Annotated in this window: 3 protein-coding genes and 1 pseudogene; 2 read left to right on the plus strand and 2 right to left on the minus strand. The window is 59.6% G+C overall.

Annotation, left to right across the window (positions count from 1 at the left end):
• Both D8V06_RS29835 and D8V06_RS29840 read left to right on the plus strand, forming a co-directional pair.
• Positions 1–603, plus strand: a 603-nt coding sequence (locus D8V06_RS29835; RefSeq protein WP_177434517.1) for an alpha/beta fold hydrolase, incomplete at its 5' end; no start/stop codon positions are given.
• Positions 604–663: 60 nt separating this feature from the next.
• Complete coding sequence (locus tag D8V06_RS29840; RefSeq protein ID WP_056852250.1) at positions 664–1,284, plus strand: TetR/AcrR family transcriptional regulator; 621 nt, start codon at positions 664–666, stop codon at positions 1,282–1,284.
• Between the two features lie 505 nt (positions 1,285–1,789).
• Here D8V06_RS29840 and D8V06_RS29850 read toward each other — a convergent pair.
• Positions 1,790–2,662: a phasin family protein gene (locus D8V06_RS29850; protein WP_130906988.1), complete on the minus strand. Its 873-nt coding sequence runs from the start codon at positions 2,660–2,662 to the stop codon at positions 1,790–1,792.
• A 10-nt stretch (positions 2,663–2,672) separates the two neighbouring features.
• A pseudogene (locus D8V06_RS29855) lies at positions 2,673–2,746 on the minus strand (poly(3-hydroxyalkanoate) granule-associated protein PhaI); the annotation flags it as partial.

Raw genomic sequence — 2,746 nt, forward strand, 5'->3', positions numbered from 1 at the left:
CGCGACATGGCCAAGGTCTTCGCCTGGATGCGCCCCAACGATTTGATCTGGAGTTACTTCGTCAACAATTACCTGCTGGGCAAGGAGCCGCCCGCCTTCGACATCCTCTACTGGAACAACGACAACACGCGCCTGCCGGCGGCTCTGCATGGTGACCTGCTGGACTTTTTCAAGCACAACCCGCTGAGCCATCCGGGCGGTCTCGAAGTGTGTGGCACGCCGATCGACTTGCAGAAGGTCACTGTCGACAGCTTCAGCGTCGCCGGAATCAACGACCACATCACGCCGTGGGATGCGGTGTACCGCTCAACGTTACTGCTGGGTGGCGAACGCCGCTTCGTCCTGTCCAACAGCGGCCATGTGCAGAGCATCCTCAACCCGCCGAGCAACCCGAAAGCCAACTACGTCGAGAACGGCAAATTGAGTAGCGACCCACGGGCCTGGTATTACGATGCCAAGCGTGTGGATGGCAGTTGGTGGACGCAATGGCTGGCCTGGATACAGCAACGCTCGGGTGCGCAAAAGGAAACCCACATGGCCCTCGGCAACCAGAACTATCCACCGATGGAGGCGGCGCCCGGTACTTACGTGCGCGTGCGCTGACGTTCAAACGAACCACGGCCGATGTCGGCCGTGGCAGGACCCGAACACTAAGAAGACTGGATGAAAACCCGCGACCGCATCCTCGAATGTGCCCTGCAGTTGTTCAATCAGAAGGGCGAACCGAACGTTTCCACCATGGAAGTTGCCAACGAAATGGGCATCAGCCCGGGCAACCTCTACTACCACTTCCACGGCAAGGAGCCATTGATCCTCGGGCTGTTCGAGCGCTTTCAGGCCGAATTGGCGCCGCTGCTCGACCCACCGGCGGATGTCGAGCTGGCCCCTGAAGATTACTGGCTGTTCCTGCATCTGATCGTCGAACGCCTGGCTCACTACCGGTTTCTGTTCCAGGACCTGTCGAATCTGGCAGGACGCCTGCCGAAACTGGCCAAAGGCATTCGCAACCTGCTAAACGGGCTCAAACGCACGCTGGCTTCATTGCTGGCGCGCTTGCAAGCTCAAGGGCTGCTGGTCAGCGATACCCAGGCACTGGGGCAACTGGTGGAGCAGATAACCATGACGCTGCTGTTCTCACTGGACTACCAGCGGATTCTCGATCGAGCGGGGGAAGTACGTCTGGTGGTGTACCAGATCATGATGCTGGTGGCGCCTCACCTGCTGCCATCGATGAAAGCTGCGACCGAGCAGATGGCGATGCAGTATCTGGAAGAACACGACTAGCCTCTTTAGGCATCGAGCAAGCTCGGCGTCTGCAGGGAACGCATAAAACCGTGTACAAACAAAAACGCCCGACCTTGGCAGATCGGGCGTAATCGTTCCCATGCTCCGCGTGGAAATGCACCCGGTGACGCTCAGCGTCACTGCCGCAGTGGACGCGGAGCGTCCGTTGAGGCATTCCCACGCTGAGCGTGGGAACGATCATCAGGAACAGAGCTCGGCGCCTGCAGGGAACGCATAAAACCGTGCACAAACAAAAGCGCCCGACCTTGGCAGATCGGGCGTAATCGTTCCCATGCTCCGCGTGGGAACGATCATCAGGAACAGAGCTCGGCGCCTGCAGGGAACGCATAAACCGTGCACAAACAAAAACGCCCGACCTTGGCAGATCGGGCGTGATCGTTCCCATGCTCCGCGTGGGAATGCAGCCGGTGACGCTCTGCGTCACTGCCGCAGTGGACGCGGAGCGTCCGTTGAGGCGTTCCCACGCAGAGCGTGGGAACGATCATCAGGACTGACTGGTTGGCGTCGATGGAGCCGGCGCGACAGTCGGGGTGACAGCAGGCGTTGGCGCGGTCGCGGAGTTCGATGCGCTGACTGGAGCTGCGGTCGGGGTTGCCGGCTTGGCCGCTGCCACAGCTGGCTTGGCAGCGGCTTTAGGAGCTGCCGGCTTCTTCACCGCTGGCTTTTTCGCAGCAGCAGGTTTTGCCGCTGGTTTGGTTGCAGGTTTAGCGGCGGCGGTTTTAGCGGCTGGCTTTGCTGCCGGTTTGGCTGCTGGCTTGGCAGCCGCTTTAGCGGCGACCGGTTTGGCCGCTGCCTTGGCTGCTGCAGGTTTCGCTGCGGCAGTTTTTGCCGCTGGCTTGGCGGCAGGTTTGGCTGCGGCTTTTGCCAGTGGTTTAGCCGCGGTCTTTGCGGCCGGTTTGGCAGCAGGTTTTGCCGCTGCAGTCTTCGCCGCAACAGGCGCGACCTTGGCACCGGTCAGTTTTTCGATTTGCTTGGTCAGGGTATCGACCTTGCTGTGCAATGCTTTTACTTCATTGCGGCTCGGTACGCCCAGACGCGAAATGGCGCTGTTCAGACGCTTGTCGAAAGCGCCTTCGAGCTCATCCCACTTGCCCAGTGCGCGGTCTTTCACGCCGCTGATGCGCGATTTGGCCGAAGAAGCGGAGTCCTTGGCGGCGTCGACTTTTTTGCCCACGGCGCTCTTGGTGAGCTTCTCGGCTTTCTCGCCGTCCTTAACCAATGCATCGAAGAGTTTGCTGCCGTCAGTGTCGATCTTCGAGTACACGCCCAAACCAGCCAGCCAGATTTTACGGGAGTAGTCTTCGACTTTCCCGATCCACGAGCTGCCTTCTTTTTCGGTGTTCTTTTTAACAGCCATCCCGTTCTCCTTAAGATTTACGCGCGACACGTTCGAGCAATGCCGTCAGCTCATCGAGCTTAGCAGAGAGTGTCTCAACGTCAT

The organism is Pseudomonas sp. Sample_24, assembly GCF_004307605.1.
GTDB lineage: Bacteria > Pseudomonadota > Gammaproteobacteria > Pseudomonadales > Pseudomonadaceae > Aquipseudomonas.